This window comes from Aquibium microcysteis (assembly GCF_014495845.1).
In the GTDB taxonomy this organism is placed as follows: Bacteria; Pseudomonadota; Alphaproteobacteria; order Rhizobiales; family Rhizobiaceae; genus Aquibium; species Aquibium microcysteis.
The window spans coordinates 4745162-4762410 of the sequence record NZ_CP061080.1 but is presented as its reverse complement, the minus strand read 5'-3'; the positions used below and the strand labels follow the sequence as shown (position 1 = coordinate 4762410).

At 64.7% G+C, this 17249-nt stretch carries 19 protein-coding genes and 1 tRNA gene; 12 read left to right on the top strand and 8 right to left on the bottom strand.

Going from position 1 to position 17249, the window contains the following annotated elements; translation table 11 throughout:
* Position 1: 1 nt before the first annotated feature.
* Positions 2-1285: a GNAT family N-acetyltransferase gene (locus IAI54_RS22460; protein WP_187969294.1), complete on the top strand. Its 1284-nt coding sequence runs from the start codon at positions 2-4 to the stop codon at positions 1283-1285.
* Positions 1286-1291: 6 nt separating this feature from the next.
* Here the strand turns inward: IAI54_RS22460 and IAI54_RS22455 are convergent, their stop codons facing one another.
* Positions 1292-2944: an AMP-binding protein gene (locus tag IAI54_RS22455; protein WP_187969293.1), complete on the bottom strand. Its 1653-nt coding sequence runs from the start codon at positions 2942-2944 to the stop codon at positions 1292-1294.
* A 238-nt stretch (positions 2945-3182) separates the two neighbouring features.
* Here IAI54_RS22455 and IAI54_RS22450 point away from each other — a divergent pair, with 238 nt between their 5' ends.
* On the top strand, positions 3183-3923 hold the full coding sequence (locus IAI54_RS22450) for a DUF6065 family protein (RefSeq protein WP_235679143.1): 741 nt from the start codon (positions 3183-3185) through the stop codon (positions 3921-3923).
* Between the two features lie 15 nt (positions 3924-3938).
* On the opposite strand, the gene IAI54_RS22445 is transcribed toward IAI54_RS22450, so the two are convergent.
* Positions 3939-4023, bottom strand: a tRNA-Leu gene (locus IAI54_RS22445).
* A gap of 232 nt (positions 4024-4255) precedes the next feature.
* On the opposite strand from IAI54_RS22445, the gene IAI54_RS22440 reads away from it, so the two are divergent.
* Together IAI54_RS22440 and IAI54_RS22435 are read left to right on the top strand one after the other, a co-directional pair.
* A complete protein-coding gene (locus IAI54_RS22440; RefSeq protein ID WP_187969291.1) occupies positions 4256-4837 on the top strand; it encodes a YqaA family protein in 582 nt (193 codons plus the stop codon).
* A 6-nt stretch (positions 4838-4843) separates the two neighbouring features.
* Positions 4844-5356 carry a disulfide bond formation protein B gene (locus IAI54_RS22435; protein WP_420838316.1) on the top strand — a complete coding sequence of 171 codons (513 nt, stop codon included), beginning with the start codon at positions 4844-4846 and terminating at the stop codon, positions 5354-5356.
* 12 nt (positions 5357-5368) lie between these two features.
* Here IAI54_RS22435 and IAI54_RS22430 read toward each other — a convergent pair whose 3' ends face one another.
* Both IAI54_RS22430 and IAI54_RS22425 read right to left on the bottom strand, forming a co-directional pair.
* Complete coding sequence (locus tag IAI54_RS22430; protein ID WP_187969289.1) at positions 5369-5926, bottom strand: HNH endonuclease; 558 nt, start codon at positions 5924-5926, stop codon at positions 5369-5371.
* Positions 5927-6050: 124 nt separating this feature from the next.
* On the bottom strand, positions 6051-6713 hold the full coding sequence (locus IAI54_RS22425; RefSeq protein ID WP_187973307.1) for a DNA-3-methyladenine glycosylase family protein: 663 nt from the start codon (positions 6711-6713) through the stop codon (positions 6051-6053).
* Between the two features lie 67 nt (positions 6714-6780).
* Between IAI54_RS22425 and gluQRS the strand changes: the two genes are divergently transcribed.
* Positions 6781-7650 (top strand): tRNA glutamyl-Q(34) synthetase GluQRS, encoded by an 870-nt coding sequence (gluQRS, locus tag IAI54_RS22420; RefSeq protein WP_187969288.1) that lies wholly within the window; start codon positions 6781-6783, stop codon positions 7648-7650.
* Positions 7651-7661: 11 nt separating this feature from the next.
* Here gluQRS and IAI54_RS22415 read toward each other — a convergent pair whose 3' ends face one another.
* Complete coding sequence (locus IAI54_RS22415) at positions 7662-7967, bottom strand: hypothetical protein (protein WP_187969287.1); 306 nt, start codon at positions 7965-7967, stop codon at positions 7662-7664.
* A gap of 106 nt (positions 7968-8073) precedes the next feature.
* Here IAI54_RS22415 and IAI54_RS22410 point away from each other — a divergent pair, with 106 nt between their 5' ends.
* Positions 8074-8961 carry a DMT family transporter gene (locus IAI54_RS22410; protein WP_187969286.1) on the top strand — a complete coding sequence of 296 codons (888 nt, stop codon included), beginning with the start codon at positions 8074-8076 and terminating at the stop codon, positions 8959-8961.
* Here IAI54_RS22410 and IAI54_RS22405 read toward each other — a convergent pair.
* A complete protein-coding gene (locus IAI54_RS22405) occupies positions 8928-9779 on the bottom strand; it encodes a YihY/virulence factor BrkB family protein (protein WP_187969285.1) in 852 nt (283 codons plus the stop codon). The two genes, IAI54_RS22410 and IAI54_RS22405, sit on opposite strands and share 34 nt — an antisense overlap.
* Before the next feature lie 209 nt (positions 9780-9988).
* Between IAI54_RS22405 and IAI54_RS22400 the strand changes: the two genes are divergently transcribed.
* The 6 genes from IAI54_RS22400 to IAI54_RS22375 all read left to right on the top strand — a co-directional run bounded on the left by IAI54_RS22400 (position 9989) and on the right by IAI54_RS22375 (position 14472).
* On the top strand, positions 9989-10192 hold the full coding sequence (locus IAI54_RS22400) for a twin transmembrane helix small protein (RefSeq protein ID WP_187969284.1): 204 nt from the start codon (positions 9989-9991) through the stop codon (positions 10190-10192).
* A gap of 20 nt (positions 10193-10212) precedes the next feature.
* Entirely contained in the window at positions 10213-10794 is a 582-nt protein-coding gene (locus tag IAI54_RS22395) for a cob(I)yrinic acid a,c-diamide adenosyltransferase (RefSeq protein ID WP_187969283.1), read from the top strand.
* Positions 10795-10812: 18 nt separating this feature from the next.
* Positions 10813-11571: a rhomboid family intramembrane serine protease gene (locus tag IAI54_RS22390; RefSeq protein ID WP_187969282.1), complete on the top strand. Its 759-nt coding sequence runs from the start codon at positions 10813-10815 to the stop codon at positions 11569-11571.
* Between the two features lie 207 nt (positions 11572-11778).
* Positions 11779-12528, top strand: a complete 750-nt coding sequence (locus tag IAI54_RS22385) for an electron transfer flavoprotein subunit beta/FixA family protein (RefSeq protein ID WP_187969281.1) — start codon at positions 11779-11781, stop codon at positions 12526-12528.
* Between the two features lie 27 nt (positions 12529-12555).
* A complete protein-coding gene (locus tag IAI54_RS22380) occupies positions 12556-13485 on the top strand; it encodes an electron transfer flavoprotein subunit alpha/FixB family protein (RefSeq protein ID WP_187969280.1) in 930 nt (309 codons plus the stop codon).
* Between the two features lie 111 nt (positions 13486-13596).
* The gene (locus IAI54_RS22375) at positions 13597-14472 is read left to right on the top strand and encodes a 3-hydroxybutyryl-CoA dehydrogenase (protein ID WP_187969279.1); all 876 of its coding nucleotides are present in this window, start codon (positions 13597-13599) and stop codon (positions 14470-14472) included.
* Between the two features lie 152 nt (positions 14473-14624).
* Here the strand turns inward: IAI54_RS22375 and IAI54_RS22370 are convergent, their stop codons facing one another.
* The gene (locus IAI54_RS22370) at positions 14625-15635 is read right to left on the bottom strand and encodes a GGDEF domain-containing protein (RefSeq protein WP_235679142.1); all 1011 of its coding nucleotides are present in this window, start codon (positions 15633-15635) and stop codon (positions 14625-14627) included.
* Between the two features lie 270 nt (positions 15636-15905).
* Positions 15906-17210 (bottom strand): nicotinate phosphoribosyltransferase, encoded by a 1305-nt coding sequence (gene pncB / locus IAI54_RS22365; RefSeq protein WP_187969277.1) that lies wholly within the window; start codon positions 17208-17210, stop codon positions 15906-15908.
* Between the last annotated feature and the right edge of the window lie 39 nt (positions 17211-17249).

Sequence of the window (17249 nt, the reverse complement as noted above, 5' to 3'; positions counted from 1 at the left end):
CATGGCGGCAGTTCCGATCCTCGAAGAGATGAGCGGCAGCCCGGCGGGCGCGATGATCGCCAGCCTGGCCGGCCTCACAGGCCAGTCCCTCGATCCCGAAAACGCGCAGATGGTGCTTTCGAACGGCAAGGATCGACGGCTCGCGCTCTACGCTGCGTCGGCTGGCTTCGACCTCGTGGACGAACTCGATTTCCTGTGTCTTCGCACGGTGGAACCCAACGTCTTCTTCAATCCCCGCTTCCTCGCGCCGGCGATGCCCCGACTGGAAGATCGCGAGGTGCGACTGGCGGTGATTCGCGACGGGGACGAGGAGAGGAACCGCCTTCGGATGCTCGTCCCCTTCTCCGTGGAACGCCCGTCGGTGCCGATCGGCGTGCCGATCATGCGCACCTGGTCCAGTCCCTTCGGGCCGGTGGGGACTCCTCTGATCGACCGCGACGACCCGGTGGGGGTGATCGACGATTTCCTTTCGATGATCGCCAGACCGCATCTGAAACTGCCCGGTGTCCTCGTGCTGCCGGACATGCGCCTCGAGGGTGCCGCCGCCCGCGTGATCCGCACGGCCGCACTTGGTCGAAACCTCTCCGTGATCGAGACCGATCGCGTCAGCCGCCCCTTCCTCGAAAGCGACCTCGACGGGCAGGCGTATCTCAAGGAGACGCTTCGGGCTCACCACGTGCGCGAGTTCCGACGCCTGAAGAGGCGTCTCGGCGAACATGGAGTGGTCGAGCACGTCGTTGCGCGCCAGCCCGAGGAGGTGCGGCTCGCCCTCGAAGAGTTCCTCACGCTCGAAGCCTCGGGATGGAAAGGGCGCGAGCGCTCGGCGCTGGCGGCGGACCGGTTCCGCGCGCCCTTCGCGCGAGAGGCGATCCACCGGCTGGCGCAGCGCGACCTGTGCCGCATTCATTCGCTCACGCTGGACGGCAGGACCATCGCGAGCCTCGTCGTCTTCGTCGAGCAGGGCATCGCCTACACGTGGAAGACCGCTTACGACGAGGCCTATGCCGCCTACTCGCCGGGCACGCTCCTCGTCATCGAGATCACCCACCAGCATCTCGACGATCCCAACATCGCGGCCACCGATTCCTGTGCGGTTCCGGACCACCCCGTCATGAGCCGGCTGTGGCGGGAGCGTCGGGAGACGGGGACGCTCGTGATCGGCCTTACGCCGGGTGCCGACAAGCTCGCCCGGCAGGCGGCGGGACAGATTCATCTCTACCGCGAGACGCGCAACCTCGCCCGCATCGTTCGGACGCGGCTGCGCGGACTCCTGAAGCGCCGCTGAGGCAGGTCAGACGTCCCGGTCCGGACGCTCCTCGGCCTCGCGTCGGGCGCGGTCGCGAAAAATGCGGCGGATGACCTTCCCCGTCGTCGTCAAGGGCATCGAGTCGACGAACTCCACCTCACGCGGATATTCGTGTGCCGAAAGGCGCTCGCGAACCCAGTCGCGGATTTCGTCACGCAGGCCTTCCGAACGGGGAATACCGTCCTTCAGAACGACGTATGCCTTGACGATCTCCGTGCGCAGGGCATCCGGCTTGCCGACAACGGCAGCCAGCGCGACGGAACCATGGCCCGTCAGGCAATCCTCGATCTCGCCCGGGCCGATGCGATAGCCTGCCGACGTGATGACGTCGTCGTCTCGCCCGAAGAAGTGGATGTAGCCGTCGCGATCGGCGATCCCCTGGTCACCGGTCGTCATCCAGTCACCGACGAACTTCTGCGCCGTCGCCTCGGGGCTGTTCCAATACTCCAGGAACATCACCGGATCGGGGCGGCGGACCGCGATCTGCCCGGGTTCGCCCGGGGGAACCGGCCGGCCCTCGGCATCGATCAGCGCCACGTCGTGGCCCGGCACCGGCTTTCCAGTGGAGCCGGCCCGGCTCACGCCGATCGCCGCACAGGATCCCAGCACGAGATTGCATTCCGTCTGGCCGTAAATCTCGTTGACCGTCAGGCCGAGTTCGGACTTCGCCCACTCGAAGGTCTCGCGGCCGAGCGCCTCGCCGGCGGAGGCTACGGTCCGCAGGCCACCGGGGAAAAGGCGCCCGATGTCCGGCTGCGATTTCATCATCCTCAACGCCGTCGGGGGAATGAAGGAATTCCGCACGCCCGTCTCGCGCATCAGGACGCATGCGCTCGCCGGGTCGAATTTCTCCGACCGGGACGAAACCACGGGCACCCCGAAGTAGAGGGAGGGCAACAGGGCGTTGAGAAGGCCGCCGGCCCATGCCCAGTCGGCGGGTGTCCAGAAGCAGTCGCCCGGCAGGGGAATGAACTCGTGAGCCATCTGCATGCCTGGCAGATGACCGAGCAGCACCCGGTGTCCATGCAGCGCGCCCTTCGGCGGCCCGGTCGTGCCGGACGTGAAGATCATCATTGCCGGATCGTCCGGAGTGGTGGCGACCGGCTGGAAGCCGGGCTTCGCCTCGGCGATCATCCGCTCGAAGCCGATGGCGTCGCCAGCATCGCCCTCGATCAGGACCACGATTTGCAGATCGACCAGACGCGCGCGTATCCGTGCCAGTTTCAATGCTCCGGCGGCATTCGTCACCACCGCCTTCACACCCGCCGTCGCCAGGCGGTACTCGATCGCCTCCACACCGAAGAGGAGCGCGAGGGGTACCGCAATCGCTCCGATCTTGTAGATCGCGACGTGGCTGATGGCGGTCTCGAAGCTCTGCGGGAGGAGCAGTGCAATCCGGTCGCCCCGGCCGATGCCGCGCGCGACGAGGGCCGATGCGAACGCCGAGGATCGTACCGACAGATCGGAGAAACTGATGGTTTCCGGCGCGCCGTCGGGCCGCCATTCGATCAGGGCCGTGCGTGCGGGATCACGTGCGGCCCAGGCATCCGAAACGGCCACGCCGATGTTGAATCTCTTGGGAATCGACCAGCGGAAACCGGAGCGGAGAGTATCGTAGTCGCCGCGGCGTTCGAGCATGGAGGCAAGATCTCCCCTCCTCCGCGAGTGAGAACGATGCCCGCCTCCCGCGAGCGCCGTGAAAGCTGTTACGCAATGCCGCAGCGCGTGGCAAGCCCCGGGGAAGCGAGGTGTCTGGTCTGGTTCAGCCCCGGCCCGTCCCTTCCGTTCAACTCCGGCAGCTTGCGAACCTCGTCGACACCGCTATCGTGCGCCGACGCGCCGGACTTTTCCGGCGTCCGACCGGCAGATGCGCACGATGGAACTGACCTGTTACGTGGAGGGTGATGGCGGCGGCTTCGAGATCAGACCCGCCCCATCGAGACGCGCATGGATGGACACCGCACAGGGCCGCAACCCCTATCGCTGTCTCCCGCTGGTCGTCGCAAACGGCTATGGATGGGAAATCCTGTGCCCGGTCGGCTTCTCTGCCATCTGGAACGGCGGCCCGCATCGGGACGGGCTGGTCATCATGGAAGATCCTGGCACTTCGCCACCTGCCCACAGCCATTTCGGCGAGGGCATCCTGACGTTCAAGATGCCTCTCGTGTTCCGGACCGATCCTGAAACGGACCTGTTCGTGCAAGGACCGATCAACTGTCCGAAGGACGCGATCGCCCCGTTGACAGGGCTGGTGGAAAGCGACTGGGGGCCGTTCAACTTCACGATGAACTGGAAGTTCACCCGCGCCCGGACTGCCATCCGGTTCCGCGCCGGCGAACCCTTCTGTCACATCTTCCCGGTCGCCCGCGGCGTGCTGGAGCAGATCGTCCCGCGTATGGCGCCCCTTTCCGAAGCGCCTGATCTCGAGCAAAGCCATCGAGAATGGAGCGCAGCCAGAAAGCAGTTCAACCATGACCTGAAAGTGGAGGGCAGCGAGGCGCGCAAGGCCGGATGGCAGAAGCACTATCAGCGCGGCACGGACTTCCACGGCAACCCCGGCCCGGATTCTCATCGAACCCGATCGAATGCCCGACGCTTCACCAAGTCCAGCCCCTGATCGGGGAGGACCGTCTGGTGCCCCTGGCCGGGTTCGAACCAGCACTCCTTTCGGAACTCGATTTTGAGTCGAGCGCGTCTACCAATTCCACCACAGGGGCCCGCGGAGGGGCCGGCACAGGCCGGACGGCTGCGGACTATACGGGCGCGCGGCGGCCCGTCAAACGCTTTCTGGCGCGACGGCCCGCCGGATGGGCCCGATTGCACCGCCCGGGTTGCCTTCAGCACGGAGGCCGGCCTGCAGCCAGCGCGAATCGAGCAGTGGTACTCGCTTCCCCGCTTCCAACCGTCGGCGAAAGGCACTAGACATCCCGCGTCAACCGGAAACCCTCCATGCTTCGCAGGCTCTACGACTGGACGATGTCGCTTGCTGCAACGCGCCATGCCGAACGTGCGCTGGCGGGAGTATCCTTCGTCGAAAGCTCCGTCTTCCCCATACCGCCGGACGTGCTGCTGATTCCGATGGTGCTGTCGGATCGATCGAAGTGGTTCCGCTATGGCCTCGTCTGCACCATCGCCTCGGTCCTGGGCGCCCTGCTCGGCTACGCGATCGGCGCCTTCCTTTTCGACGCGATAGGGCAGCCGATCCTCAAGCTCTACAATGCCGAACAGTCGTTTGCGCAGATCAAGGACTGGTACGACGCCTGGGGTGGGTGGGGCGTGCTGTTTGCCGCCATAACACCCTTCCCCTACAAGGTGCTGACGCTCTTCTCCGGATTCGCCGGCCTCGACCTCTTCACGTTCGTCCTCGTTTCGGTGATCGGGCGCGGGTTTCGATTCTTCCTCGTGGCGTGGCTGCTGAACCGCTTCGGTGCGCCGATCCGTCTTTTCATCGAAAAGAACCTCGGTCTTCTTTTCACCCTCTTCATGGTGCTGCTGGTCGGCGGATTCGTCGCCCTCCGCTACGTGTTCTGACAGGTTCTGACCATGCGCCTCAACGCCCCTGCAGGTCGCCGACAGGTGCTCGCCGCATCCTTCCTCGCCATCGCGATGGCAGGAGTCGTCGGCTCCGCGCTGCTGTTCGAGCACGTCGGCGGATACATCCCCTGCAAGCTCTGCCTGGAGCAGCGGATGCCCTACTACATCGGGGCACCTGTCATGATTGCCGCCGCGCTCGCGGCCGCACTTCGCCTGCCGGGCGTCGTCACACGCGGACTGATCCTGCTCGGCGCGCTGCTGATGACCTGGGGGCTGGCCATGGGCATCTACCATTCCGGCGTGGAATGGGCGTGGTGGCCGGGACCGACGGACTGCGGCGTCGTGGCCGGGGCGCCTGCCGGCGGCAACCTCCTCGACTCCTTGAACACGGTGATACCGCCGTCCTGCGATGAAGCGGCGCTGCGGATTCTCGGGCTGTCGCTCGCCGGCTGGAATGCCATCGCCAGCCTGATCCTCGCCGCCATCGGATACCGCGCAGCCTTCGGGAAGGCCTGAACGGCCGGGGGATCAGGGTTCCAGTTCCACGTCCCAGTAGAGGTAGTCCATCCAGCTTTCATGCAGATGGTTCGGCGGGAACAGTCTGCCGTTGTTGTGAAGATCGTGGACGGTCGGATGGAACGGCTTCTGCATCGGCCACATGCGCGCCTGCGCCGGCAGCATACCGCCCTTCTTCAGGTTGCAGGGAGAGCAGGCGGCGACGACGTTTTCCCAGGTCGTCGCGCCGCCACAGCGGCGGGGGATGACGTGGTCGAAGGTGAGATCCTCGTGCGTCCCGCAGTACTGGCACTGAAAGCGGTCGCGCAGGAAGACGTTGAAGCGCGTGAAGGCGGGATTGCGCGACGGCTTCACATAGGCCTTCAGGCACACCACGCTCGGGATCCGCATCGAGAAGGAAGGAGACGACACGGCGTGATCGTATTCCGCCACGATGTTCACTCTGTCGAGGAACACTGCCTTGATGGCGTCCTGCCACGACCAGAGTGACAGCGGATAGTAACTGAGCGGCCGATAGTCCGCGTTCAAGACGAGCGCGGGGAGGCTGCCCGGCGAGACGGAAACCGTCACTTCGATCCACTCCTTATGTCCGAGAACGGAACGGCGCGGATACTGTAAGCCACAGATGTCAGGAATGTGAAGCGGCCAAATGGCTTCAGCTGCCGGTTTGGGCGGTGGCGCCGGATACGGCCTTTCAAGGGGTTGGACCGTCCGGGACCATCGGGGCACCATCCCTGGCCTTCATCGAGCGGTAGTATGCCCAGAAGAGGCGGGCCGCAGTGCCGCGGTGCGGTGCCCATGATTCGGCCAGCCTGGAAAGGGATGCGGCATCAGGCCGCCGATCGAGGCCGAGCGCATGACCGACCGCGCTCTGCAGCGCGACGTCCCGGGCCGGAAACATATCCGGATGGCCGGCCGCAAACAGGAGATAGATCTCGGCGGTCCATGGGCCGACACCATGGACGGCGGTCATGCGCCTCACCGCCTCCCCGGCGTCCATGAGGCACAGCGCCTCGAGGTCGAGATTTCCCGTCAGGACGGCCGCGGCGACGGCACGAAGCGTCTTCTGCTTGGGGCGCGAAAGTCCGGCCTGCCGGAACAGATCGTCATCCGCGGCGGCGATCACCGGCGGGGAGATGGGAGTGCACAGCCGTTCCAGGCGCGCGAGAATGGCAGCGGCGCTCGCCACGGAAACCTGCTGCGAAACGACGATCGACACGAGACTGGCGAAGCCCGGCTTCGTGCGGCGCAATGGCACGCGACCCGCGCGTTCGCGAACCGCCACCAGCCGTGAATCGGCAGCGCAGAGCGCTTTCAGTTCCGCTTCGACGTCGGCGTCGGTCTCGATCCGGCGCATGCCCTTCCCCTTTCGACGCCTCGACAGTAGCAATCGGATCCCGACCGATCCAATCTGCCGAGCGCCGATGACCGCACCCACCTTCCGCTTCGCGCCGAGTCCCAATGGCGAGTTGCATCTCGGCCACGCCTACTCCGCCCTGCTGAATGCAAGGATGGCGGGAGAGGTGGGCGGGCGGCTCCTGCTGCGCATCGAGGATATCGATGGCGAACGCTGTACGCCGGACTTCGAACGCAGCATTCTCGCCGACCTGGCATGGCTCGGTCTCGAGTGGGAGCGCCCCGTGCGGCGGCAGTCGGAGCATTTCGACGACTACGCGGAAGCCCTGAGGCGCCTGATCGATGCCGGCCTCGTCTATCCCGCCTTCATGAGCAGAGGCGAGGTGCGTGCATGGCTGACCGACGACGCTCCCGCCGGCTGGCCGCGTGATCCGGACGGCGTGCCGCTCTATCCGCCCCGCGATCGTCTGATGTCGATGGGCGAGCGGGAGGCGCGCCTGTCTCGTGGAGAAAGCCATTCATGGAGGCTCGACGTAGAGGCCGCGCTGGCGCGCCTCGCCCGGCGCCCGTTCTGGACCGAGACCGGCACGGGACCCGGCGGCGAGACGGGACCGATCGCAGCAGATCCGGCCGCCTGGGGCGACGTGGTCCTCGCGCGAAAGGACGTTCCGGCCAGCTACCATCTCTGCGTCGTCGTGGACGACGCGCTCCAGGGAGTGACCAACGTGGTGCGTGGCCGCGACCTCTTCGCGGCCACTGCCGTCCACCGCCTGCTGCAGGAACTGCTCGGCCTGCCGGTACCCTCATACCATCACCATGACCTGATTCTCGGCGAAGACGGTCGAAAGCTCTCGAAGAGCCGTGGGGACACCGGTTTGCGCGCCCTGCGGGAAAAGGGGTACACGCCTGCGGACATCGTCCGGATGACCGGACCCTGACCCGAACGGCTTCAGGGTCTGTTGAGTGCAGACTTGAGGACGAGCACCGTCATCAGGACGATGAAAGCTCCCACCAGACCGGCAAAGGAAGCTTCCTGCAGGTTCGATAGCCTGACCCCGTAGATGTTGAGCAAGTAGATCGATCCGAAGAAGCCGGCGGTGATGATCATCGTCATGGACGTCGGGCCGACCCCTTCGCGCCCGATGATCGCGTTCAGTCCCATGGACAGAATGAAGGACAGGATCGTCACCACCGAGACGGCCATGAACAGCCACCAGACGCTCAGGTTCCAGATCACGATATCGCGCCTCGCCATTCCGGCCAGATGCCCCTGGCACTCACAATAGTCCGCCGTGGACACTATTCCGCAATCCTTTCCCTTTGCTTAGTCCGGCCTTTGCCGGACGGAACCACGGACAGCCATGCCCATCACCCGATTCGCTCCCGCCGTCTTCGTCGTTCTTTGGGCCACGGGCTTCATCGGCGCCCGCTATGCCATGCCATGGTCGGAACCGTTCAGCTTCCTCGCCGTCCGTTTCGCGATCGCCTTCGCGTTGCTGGGCGTCCTGATGCTGGTGCTGAAGACGGCCAGGGCCGGGTGGCGCGAAGCGGCGCATGCGGCCTTCGCGGGAATGCTCATGCACGGGATCTACCTCGGCGGTGTCTTCTGGGCGATCCGGCACGGCATGCCGGCCGGATTGTCGGCGCTGATCATCGGGCTGCAGCCTCTGATCACGGCCGTCATGGCCGGACTGGTTCTGGGCGAGAAGATCATGCCCCGGCACTGGACGGGGCTGGCCGTCGGCTTCGCGGGCGTCGCCATCGTGCTCGGACCGAAGCTCGGCACCATCGCAAGCGGCGTCAGCGCGGCCACGCTGACCGCCTCCGTCATTTCGGTCGTCGGAATGAGCGCCGGCACGATATGGCAGAAGCGTTTCATCACCGGCGTCGATCTGGTGACGGTCACGCTCTTCCAGTACCTCGGCGCAACCTTCCTGATGGCGCTGGGTTCGGCTGCGACGGAAACGCGCAGCTTCGTGCCCACCGCGGAACTGTTTCTGGCGATGGCGTGGTCCGTCCTCGTCCTTTCGATCGGAGCCATCCTGCTGCTGATGTACCTCATCCGCCATGGCGAGATGGCAAAGGTGGCTTCCCTGTTCTATCTCGTGCCCGCCTGCACGGCGGTGATGGCCTGGCTCCTGTTCGGGGAGGAGCTTTCGCCGGTTCAGATCCTCGGTATGGCGATCGCGACGATCGGTGTCGGGATGGCGACGGCTCAGCGGCCGATATGGGCCCGGGCCTCGCGATAGCGACGGATCGCTGCGTTGAACTCGCCACCGAGGATGAAAATCACCGAGACGATGTACAGGAAGACGACGGCGATCATGATCGAGGCAAGGCCGGCATAGGTCGTGACGTAGGTCGAGAACTGCTCCAGGTAGGCCGCAAACAGCGCCGAGCCGGCGATCCAGCCGACGACCGTCAGCGCGATGCCCGGAAAGATGTCGAGGAGCGACCTTCTTCCCGCGGGCAGCCAGAAATGCACGCAGACAAGGCCGACCAGGATGACGGTCGACGCGATTGCATAACGCCAGAGGGTGATCGTGCCCATGTAGGGCGTGATCCATTCGAAGTGGCGCTCTGCGATACGCCCCACGAGCGGCGCCAGCACGAGCAGGACGCTGATCGCCAGGAAGCCGAGGGTCGCAATCAGCACGAAGGCGAGGCTCTGCAGCCGCCGGAAGAGAAAGGAGCGCGATTCCGTCACCCGGTAGGCCCGGTTGAGCGAGACACGCAGCGCCTCGATCCCGTTGGACGCGAATATTCCTGCCGCGACGATGCCGAAAGTCAGAACGTCGGTCCGCTGGACGGTCAGGACGTTCGTCACCTCGCGCGCGATCGGTTCCGCGATGTCCTGCGGCCAGGTGTCGAACACGAGATGAACGGCGGTGTCGGCGAAGGCATTCGCTCCCAGGAAACTCGCGAGCGTCGTGGCGAAGATCAGAAAAGGGAAGACGGCCAGCAGCGCCGACAGGGCGAGGTGGCTGGCCATCGACCATCCGTCATCCGTGTCGAAGTGACCGAGAGCATCGGCCATGATGCGCCGCGCCGCGGTCGTCCCTCGCATGAATCCTCCTCGTGATCGTACCGCCCGACGGACTATGTGAAGTGGCGTCCTGGCATTGGCAACCCACCGTCCCGAACGAACCATCGGTCGTCGCTGCGATTTCCGACCGTCAGCCGATGGCAGGGATTCGTCAGGGAGTGCTGACATCGGATGCCGGACGCCCTAGATCTGCCGGACTGCTCACCGTCTCAAAGCTCCGGGTCCTCGCCATGTCCACCGTTTTCAACATCATCGCCGTCGTCGTCATGGTGGCCGTGGTGATCGTCCTCATCCGCGGCCTCATCAACATGTTGCGGGGCGGATCCGGCAACACCTCCAACAAGCTGATGCAGGCGCGCGTGATGCTGCAGTTCGTGGCACTCGTCTTCATCATGCTGGCGCTGTGGTACAGCCGCAGCGGAACGCCGGGCTGATCCGGCCGAAGGGGCGCGTCATGGTAAAGCTGAACAAGATATACACCCGCACGGGGGATGACGGCACGACCGGCCTCGTGAACGGTGAGCGCCGGGCCAAGTCGGACCTGCGCATCGAGGCGTTCGGGACGGTCGACGAGGCAAACGCCTGCATCGGGCTGGCGCGCCTTCACACGACAACCGATCACCCGGAGATCGACCGGATGCTGGAGCGCATCCAGAACGATCTCTTCGACCTTGGTGCCGATCTCGCGACTCCGCCCGACACGAGGATCGAGGGGTACGAGCCGCTGCGGATCGTCGCCAGCCAGGTGGCGCGCGTGGAGGCAGAGATCGACGGGCTCAACGCCGGGCTTCAACCGCTGCGGTCGTTCGTGCTTCCGGGCGGTTCGCCGGCTGCCGCGGCGCTCCACCTCGCGAGGACTGTGGCGCGCCGCGCGGAACGCGCGATGGTTGCCGCCCGCGACGTCGGGGGCCAGGATATCGGGCCCGAAGCGATGCGGTACATCAACCGCGTGTCGGACTTCCTGTTCGTCGCCGCGAGAGCGGTCAATGGATTGGGCTCCAACGACGTGTTATGGGTGCCCGGAGCCAATCGCTGATTCGCGGGGAGTGAGGCGATGTTCATACCGCTTCACGACGCCAACAGCCTGAAGCATATCCGCCTCCAGTACATCACGCTCGCCATCTTGCTGGCCAACGTCGTCATCTTCATCATGATGGCGGCAGACGCGGGTTCCCAGGCGACCGTCTACGGCCTCGGCTATGTTCCGGCGGTGGTCCACGATGTGGCGGAACTCCCGCCGCACCTGGTGATCCTTCCCGAAGGCTTCACCTATGTGACCTACGCCTTCCTGCATGGCGATTTTTTCCATCTCGCCGGAAACATGCTGTTTCTTTGGGTCTTCGGCGACAACGTCGAGGATGCGCTGGGCCATTTCCGGTTCCTGTTGTTCTATTGTGCCTGTGCGGCGGCGGGAGCGGCTTTTCACGGGATGCTTGCGCCCGGTTCGGAAATCCCCCTGGTGGGCGCTTCGGGCGCCATCGCCGGTATCGTGGCCGCCTACCTGATCCTGCATCCGCGCGTGAAGGTGTGGGTCCTGGCGTTCGGCCGCATCCCGCTGCGCATCCCGGCCTTCGTCCCGCTGATCCTCTGGGTCGGCTTCCAGGTGCTGATGCTCAGCGTCGGCGACGACAGCAACATCTCCTGGGCGACCCATGTCGGCGGGATACTCTGCGGCGCCCTCCTCATCGTGATCCTGAAACGGCCGGAGGTTCCGCTCTTCGATCGCCGCATCGTCATGCCGGCAGCCGTCGAAACCGGCGAGGTCGAGACGTCGCCTCCGCAAAAGCGTTCGCCGCGGTGGGGGCGGCAATAGAGCGCAGGACGGCACGCGCGCTACCTTCTGCCGCAAGCCGGCGCCCGATATTGACGTAAACGTCAATCGAAAATAGGGTCCGCGGGTCGTCCGACAGCGGCGCGCACGGCCGTTTTTCGAAGCATGATGTCGGCCTGGGACTAGCCGCGACCGCCGGGCAGATGTTAAACGCCGCGCAATTCGAGTCCAAGGAGAGGTTCCGCGCCCATGAAAGTTCTCGTCCCTGTGAAGCGGGTGGTCGACTACAACGTCAAGATCCGCGTCAAGTCGGATGGCTCGGGCGTCGAGCTCGCGAACGTCAAGATGTCGATGAACCCGTTCGACGAGATCGCCGTCGAAGAGGCGATCCGTCTCAAGGAGGCGGGCAAGGCGACCGAGATCATCGCGGTGTCGGTCGGCCCGCAGCAGGCACAGGAGACGATCCGCACGGCGCTGGCGATGGGGGCCGACCGCGGCATTCTGATCAAGGTCGACGAGATCGTCGAGCCGCTGACGGTGGCGAAGCTGCTCAAGGGGGTCGTGGAGGCCGAGGGTCCCGAACTCGTCATCCTCGGCAAGCAGGCCATCGACGACGATGCCAACCAGACCGGCCAGATGCTGTCGGCCCTGCTCGGCTGGAGCCAGGGCACCTTCGCTTCCAAGCTCGAGATCAATGGCGGAACGGCTCGTATCACGCGCGAGATCGACGGCGGACTGCAGGTCCTCGACCTGACGATGCCGGCCATCGTGACGACGGACCTGCGGCTGAACCAGCCGCGATACGCCTCGCTGCCCAACATCATGAAGGCCAAGAAGAAGCCGCTCGACGAGAAGAGCCCGGCCGATTACGGCGTGGAGGTCAAGCCGCGCCTGAAGGTTCTGAAGACCGAGGAGCCGGGCGGCCGCCAGGCGGGCGTCAAGGTGAAGACGGTCGAAGAGCTGGTCCAGAAGCTCAAGAACGAAGCCGGCGTGCTTTGATCGCAGCGTCAGGAAAGGAATAGAACCATGGCCATTCTTCTCGTCGCAGAACACGACAACGCGACCGTATCCGACCAGACCGCCAAGGCGCTTTCCGCGGCCCTCAAGATCGGCACCGACGTGCACGTGCTGATCGCGGGCAACGGCGCGAAGGGCGCCGCCGAGGGCGCGGCGCGGCTGCAGGGCGTCGGCAAGGTACTGCTTGCAGAGTCCGAAGAGCTGGCAGAGCGCCTCGCCGAGCCGCTGGCCGCCCTGATCGTCAGCATCGCCGACGGCTACGACACCATTCTCGCGCCGGCCACCACGATGGGCAAGAACGTCATGCCGCGCGTCGCAGCCCTGCTCGACGTGATGCAGGTGTCCGACGTGATCGAGGTCGTTTCGGCCGATACGTTCAAGCGTCCGATCTATGCCGGCAATGCCATCCAGACGGTGCAGGCGACGGATCCAAGGAAGGTCGTCACGATCCGCACCGCCACCTTCCCGGTTGCCGGGGAGGGCGGTTCGGCGTCGATCGAGAGCATACAGGCGGCCGCGAACCCCGGGCTGTCGTCCTTCGTCGAAAACCGCATCGCGACGAGCGACCGTCCGGAACTGACCTCCGCGCGGATCATCATCTCCGGCGGGCGGGCTCTGGGCTCCGCCGAGAAGTTCCAGGAGGTCATCACGCCGGTGGCCGACAAGCTGGGCGCCGCGATCGGCGCCAGCCGGGCAGCTGTCGATGCCGGCTACGCGCCCAACGACTGGCAGGTGGGACAGACCGGCAAGGTCGTCGCCCCCGAGCTCTACATCGCGGTCGGCATCTCGGGAGCCATCCAGCATCTCGCAGGCATGAAGGACTCGAAGATCATCGTCGCCATCAACAAGGACGAAGAGGCGCCGATCTTCCAGGTTGCCGACTACGGCCTCGTCGGCGACCTTTTCGCCATCCTGCCGGAACTCGAAAAGGCCCTTTGACGCCGCTTAGACAGCGCATAAGATCGCGAACGCCGCTTCGGGACACGAGTGCGGCGTTCGTCGCGTCTGGACGACGGCGCAGCATCGGCAAAGTCATCCAGGGGATCTGACATGGCAATTCGAACGGTCGGAATCATCGGAGCGGGCCAGATGGGCAGCGGCATCGCCCATGTCACCGCGCTCGCCGGTTATCATGTCCTTCTGCACGACATCTCGCGCGACAGGATCGAGAAGGGCATTGCCACGATCAACGGAAACCTCGCGCGGCAGACGGCATCCGGAAAGCTGCCCGATGCGGAGCGCGCAGCCGTGGTCGGCCGTATCGGCGTCGCCGAGAAAATCGAGGATCTTGCCGCGGCCGATCTCGTGATCGAGGCAGCGACGGAAGACGAGACGATCAAGAGGAAGATCTTCGCCCAGCTCTGCCCGGTGCTCAACCCGGAAGCCCTGCTGGCCACCAATACGTCATCGATTTCGATCACGCGTATGGCAGCCCAGACCGACAGGCCGGAACGCTTCATCGGCATTCACTTCATGAACCCGGTGCCGCTGATGAAGCTCGTCGAGCTGGTGCGCGGGATTGCCACCGAGGACACGACTTTCGAGACGGCGAAGGCGTTCGTGACGAGCCTCGAGAAGACGGTGACGGTGGCGGAGGATTTCCCGGCCTTCATCGTCAATCGCATCCTTCTGCCGATGATCAACGAAGCGATCTACACGCTCTACGAGGGGGTCGGCTCGGTGGAGGCGATCGACACCGCCATGAAACTCGGCGCAAACCACCCGATGGGTCCGCTGCAGCTCGCGGATTTCATCGGGCTCGACACCTGCCTGTCGATCATGCAGGTCCTGCATGACGGGCTGTCCGACTCGAAGTATCGGCCGTGCCCACTTCTGGTGAAATATGTCGAAGCCGGCTGGTTGGGTCGCAAGACCGGCCGCGGCTTCTACGACTATCGCGGCGAACATCCCGTCCCCACCCGCTGATCACGCGTCCGGCCCCTACGCGGGTGCAGCGGCTTGGCCTGCGGCGGGCGGTACCGGCCCGGGGGGCCGAATGACTTCCAACGCCCACGTCAACCGTCATTTCCCAGCTGCGCGGAACCGGCACGGGGTTGGGGCCGCGCTGCTGCTCGGCGTCATTCGCCCTTGTAGAGCAGCCAGTTCTTTGAACTCTTGAGGTCGGGCAACGCAGAGAACTGCGTCGACTGGTTTCGACCGTTCGCCTTGGACATGTAGAGCGCGCGGTCGGCCTTCGCGTAGAGATCGTCGGCACTGTCGGCGAGAGACGCCATGCAGGCGCCGATCGAAACCGTCACGGCGCCGGCCTGCGAACCGGCATGGCCGTTGAACGGCACGAGACGCTCGACGGCCTTGCGGATCGTCTCGGCCAGGTCGGTGACCGCTGCTTCCTTCATGCCGTGTATGATGACGGCGAACTCCTCGCCGCCGGTTCGCGCCACGACCATATCCGCCGAAGCCGTCGCGCGGATGATGCTGGCGACATGCTGGATGATCTTGTCCCCGACAGGGTGACCGAAGCGATCGTTGATCTGCTTGAAGCGATCGATGTCGGCGAGAATCAGGGCGCCGTACATGACCTTCTTCGGGTCGTCGTAGAGATGGGCGATCGATCGATCGAAGGCGCGCCGGTTGCAGAGTTGCGTCATCGGGTCGGTATCGGCGAGCTTCTTGTATTCCTCGAGCTTGGATTTCACCTCCTCGAGTTCCGCCGACTTGTCGATCATATGCGTGACGAACTGCTTGCCCTGCTCGATCTTCGAGTCGGTGGCAGACGCCATGATGCCCGAGATCCGCTGCAGGATCTCCTTGGTGACGATCTCGCGCTTCTTGAGCCCGTCCGAGCTCTGGCTGAGGATGGAGCCGTAACGTTCCAGCTGAATCCGCTCGCGCTCGAACAGGATCATCACCTCCTCGACCTTGTTGGCGATCTGTTCGCGGACGTTGTCGACGAAGAGCTGATTGCTGGTCTGAATGAAGTACTTGACGCTCAAGCGATCCAGGTCTTCCTGGCGGGGCCTGCTTCCCAGCGCGCCGAGTTCCGCGTTGAGCTCCTGATTGGATCCGGCAAAGACCTCGTAGTAGATTTCATAGTTGCGGGGTGTCCCCATCACGCCCATGGCGCGCATGGCGAGTGCGATCTTCGTTGCAATGTCGGACGCGTTCTTGGAGCCTGGCGCTGACGACGCCGCGGGAGCCGCAGTAACCACCATCTCTTTGCCCAGCCCGCTCCCACATTCCATGCGGTTTGCGGGACCGCCGGCGACGCCGCCGCGGTCCGACCCCACTCCCGCCCCTTCGCGGGCGTACCGACAAAGGCACCGACCCGCAGCTTCCGTTCACGTTAACCCGGCGGGACTAATTGTCCGTTAAACCCGCCTGGGAGCGAAGCATTCGGCCTACACCCGCAGAGGTTTAGAGATCCGGTCCTGGCTGCCGAAGATGCCGATGTAGCGGGCAATCTCATGAGGATCCCCCGTCGCCTTTTCGGGATTGTCGGAGAGCTTGACGGCGGGACGGCCGTTGGCTTCGCTGACCTTGCAGACGATCGAGATCGGCTTCAGGCCATCCCGCTCGATCGGAGAGCAACCCTCGAAATCGTTGGTGAGATTCGTTCCCCAGCCGAAGGTCATCCTGACCCTGCCATGGAAGTGACGATAGGCGAGTTCGATCGAATCGACGTCCAGCCCGTCCGAAAAAATGAGAAGTTTCTCCTTCGGGTCGCGGCCTCGTTCCTTCCACCAGTCGATGATCTTCTCCCCTCCCTCGATCGGCGGCGCGCTGTCGGGGCGGAACCCTGTCCAGTCGGCGACCCAGTCGGGGGCACGGCGCAAGAAGGACGCCGTCCCGAACGTATCGGGCAGAACGATCAGCAGATTGCCGCCGTAGTACCGGTTCCAGTCCTGCAGCACCTTGTAGGGCGCCGCAACGAGGGCTTCCTCATCCTGGGCCAGGGCCGCAAGAACCATCGGCAATTCGTGCGCATTCGTGCCCAGGGCCTCCAGATCGGTATCCATCGCGAGCTTGACGTTGCTCGTCCCCGTCAAGGCGTTGCCGATCCCCTCCTTCAGCGCCTCCACGCACCATCGCTGCCAGAGAAAGGAATGGCGGCGCCGCGTGCCGAAATCCGAGATGCGAAGGTCAGGCAGCTTGCGCAGCCGCTCCACCTTCGACCACATGCGCGCCTTGGCTCGGGCATAGAGCACGTCGAGGGTGAACGGTCCGAGCGACTTCATCGCAGAACGCGAACGCAGCTCGTTGATGATGGCCAGAGCGGGTATCTCCCACATGCTGGTCTCCTTCCAGCGTCCGTGAAAGCGCAGCTCGTACTGGCCGTCATGGCGGCTGAGCTCGTACTCGGGCAACTGAAAATCGGCGAGCCAGGAGAGGAAGTCAGGCTGGAAGATCTGCCTGCTTCCGTAGAAGGTGTTCCCGGCTAGCCAGATCATCTCCTTCTTCGACATCTTGAGCGTGCGCGCATGGTCGAGTTGCTCGCGCAGTTCGCCCTCGCTGATCTCGTCGGCAAGCCGAACGGACGTCGTGCGGTTGATCAGCGAGAAGGTCGCGTCGACGTCCGGATAGAGCCCCCAGATCATCTGCAGCATCAGGAGCTTGTAGAAGTCGGTGTCGAGAAGGCTCCGGATGATCGGGTCCAGTTTCCAGGTATGATCGTGGACCCGCTTGGCGATGTCGGTCTTCGTCATGTCCACCCTCCTGACGGGGTCGGATCCGCCTGGTCCCGA

Excerpts from the sequence above, each read along its gene's own strand:
- IAI54_RS22460 (WP_187969294.1), top strand. The coding sequence starts at position 2 with ATGGCGGCAGTTCCGATCCTCGAAGAGATGAGCGGCAGCCCGGCGGGC.
- IAI54_RS22455 (WP_187969293.1), bottom strand. The coding sequence starts at position 2,944 with ATGCTCGAACGCCGCGGCGACTACGATACTCTCCGCTCCGGTTTCCGC.
- IAI54_RS22450 (WP_235679143.1), top strand. The coding sequence starts at position 3,183 with ATGGAACTGACCTGTTACGTGGAGGGTGATGGCGGCGGCTTCGAGATC.
- IAI54_RS22440 (WP_187969291.1), top strand. The coding sequence starts at position 4,256 with ATGCTTCGCAGGCTCTACGACTGGACGATGTCGCTTGCTGCAACGCGC.
- IAI54_RS22425 (WP_187973307.1), bottom strand. The coding sequence starts at position 6,713 with ATGCGCCGGATCGAGACCGACGCCGACGTCGAAGCGGAACTGAAAGCG.
- gluQRS (WP_187969288.1), top strand. The coding sequence starts at position 6,781 with ATGACCGCACCCACCTTCCGCTTCGCGCCGAGTCCCAATGGCGAGTTG.
- IAI54_RS22415 (WP_187969287.1), bottom strand. The coding sequence starts at position 7,967 with ATGGCGAGGCGCGATATCGTGATCTGGAACCTGAGCGTCTGGTGGCTG.
- IAI54_RS22410 (WP_187969286.1), top strand. The coding sequence starts at position 8,074 with ATGCCCATCACCCGATTCGCTCCCGCCGTCTTCGTCGTTCTTTGGGCC.
- IAI54_RS22405 (WP_187969285.1), bottom strand. The coding sequence starts at position 9,779 with ATGCGAGGGACGACCGCGGCGCGGCGCATCATGGCCGATGCTCTCGGT.
- IAI54_RS22400 (WP_187969284.1), top strand. The coding sequence starts at position 9,989 with ATGTCCACCGTTTTCAACATCATCGCCGTCGTCGTCATGGTGGCCGTG.
- IAI54_RS22395 (WP_187969283.1), top strand. The coding sequence starts at position 10,213 with ATGGTAAAGCTGAACAAGATATACACCCGCACGGGGGATGACGGCACG.
- IAI54_RS22390 (WP_187969282.1), top strand. The coding sequence starts at position 10,813 with ATGTTCATACCGCTTCACGACGCCAACAGCCTGAAGCATATCCGCCTC.
- IAI54_RS22385 (WP_187969281.1), top strand. The coding sequence starts at position 11,779 with ATGAAAGTTCTCGTCCCTGTGAAGCGGGTGGTCGACTACAACGTCAAG.
- IAI54_RS22380 (WP_187969280.1), top strand. The coding sequence starts at position 12,556 with ATGGCCATTCTTCTCGTCGCAGAACACGACAACGCGACCGTATCCGAC.
- IAI54_RS22375 (WP_187969279.1), top strand. The coding sequence starts at position 13,597 with ATGGCAATTCGAACGGTCGGAATCATCGGAGCGGGCCAGATGGGCAGC.
- IAI54_RS22370 (WP_235679142.1), bottom strand. The coding sequence starts at position 15,635 with ATGCGCGCCATGGGCGTGATGGGGACACCCCGCAACTATGAAATCTAC.
- pncB (WP_187969277.1), bottom strand. The coding sequence starts at position 17,210 with ATGACGAAGACCGACATCGCCAAGCGGGTCCACGATCATACCTGGAAA.